The following is a 1416-nucleotide window of genomic DNA, read 5'->3' as shown; positions in this document are numbered from 1 at the left end:
TAAGTGAAGCATGAATCTTATCAAGATGCAGAGCAAGACTTATATCTGTTAACTGGACTCAAAGTTGGTCATTCCACTCATCATTGGCCTTTGGCCACGCTACGCGAACGAAAGGTTAACCAAATTGAGTTACCACTTCCTGAGGTAAAACAAGGATTATCCGAGGTATGTGTCGATGGAGGAAAAATCCGCCTGAGGACAGAAGGCAAAGGAGAACCTAGTTGTTGGCAAGAATACAAAACAGCTCGCTTACAAGCGATGCAGCGCGGTCTTGGGGAGGCAGCGCGGTCTTGGGGGTTTCCCCCATGAGCGACTGCCGTGGTTCCCCCCACTCGCGCTTTGCATCAAGACAGGGATTTATTATGGAGCCTTTTTTCAAGATAATCTCTCTTTAACCGATTGGATAAACAGTCAAAAATTCACCTCACCCTTATACTGCTTGGGAGACGGACATGATGGAATCTGGAACATCTTTGCTGAAATTGGTGAAGAGCAGCATCGAATTGAAATCCTGGACTGGTATCACCTAACCGAAAACCTTCATAAAATACAAACGAATAAATCTACCAAAGAACAGTTAGAGGCTTACCTGTGGAAGGGACAGGTATCCGAAGCTCGGAAGTTGTTGAAGTCGGTTCAGCCAGTGGGAGGAACTAACTTTCTTTGCTATCTCAAAAAACACCGTAAAAGGTTAATCAATTATCACTCTTTCCAACAGGAACAAATTTGTTCAATTGGGAGCGGAGCGGTGGAATCGGCTGTCAAACAAATCAGCCACCGAGTTAAATTAACCGGAGCCCAATGGCGACCAGAGAATGTTGCTAATATCTGACAACTGCGTTGTGCCTATCTCAACGGTCAACTAGCTATTTAAACGCTTAAAAATCCGGCTTAAAAATCTTCCCCAATTTGACAAGATTCGCGAGTTATAATCGCGCGTTCGATGTCTGATGGAGATTGAGAGCAATGGGTAGAAGAGTTTCAAGTCAGTCACAACAAGATAAACTACAGAGAATAACTCGTTTACAGACGGCGATTGCCAGGCTCGAAACCTACAAAAATTTCTTTGAGCATCAAGGGGAACTTGCCCCGGAAGATGTTTGGGTAGCGCGTTATCAAGTCCGACAGACCCAAAAAGCCTACTGGTACTACAAGCTACAAGCTAGTTCGCCCACCTTTGCAACCACAGGTGAAACGCCCAAGCTAAGTAAATATAAGCATTTGGGGAAGGCTGGAAGTGAAGCTCATGTTGCCGGGGTGATGGGGGTAGCCAGAAGAACCATAGTTTCCTGGGGGGGCGACGAAACAGTCTGAAATGCTTGGTATGTAAAGTTTGTAGGATTTTGTGGTATAAAAAGGTAGGTCTCTCAATTTGCAACAAGACCTACCTATAGACAATGTTACCAGAATTCTACC

1 protein-coding gene and 1 pseudogene are annotated in these 1416 nt (G+C 44.8%); both read left to right on the top strand.

The genetic code is table 11. From position 1 onward, the window contains the following. Nucleotides 1-9: 9 nt before the first annotated feature. Nucleotides 10-832: pseudogene (locus F6K49_RS49045) on the top strand (hypothetical protein); the annotation flags it as partial. Between the two features lie 134 nt (nt 833-966). Then, complete coding sequence (locus F6K49_RS49040) at nt 967-1314, top strand: transposase (protein ID WP_293109994.1); 348 nt, start codon at nt 967-969, stop codon at nt 1312-1314. Nucleotides 1315-1416: the final 102 nt, after the last annotated feature.

The sequence above is a fragment of the Moorena sp. SIO3I6 genome (assembly GCF_010672095.1).
Note: the sequence above shows the minus strand (reverse complement) of the source record. Positions and strands in the feature narration are given on the sequence as shown.

Bases quoted from the DNA above. Each gene is read 5' to 3' on its own strand.
- F6K49_RS49040 (WP_293109994.1), top strand. From the start codon at position 967: ATGGGTAGAAGAGTTTCAAGTCAGTCACAACAAGATAAACTACAGAGA.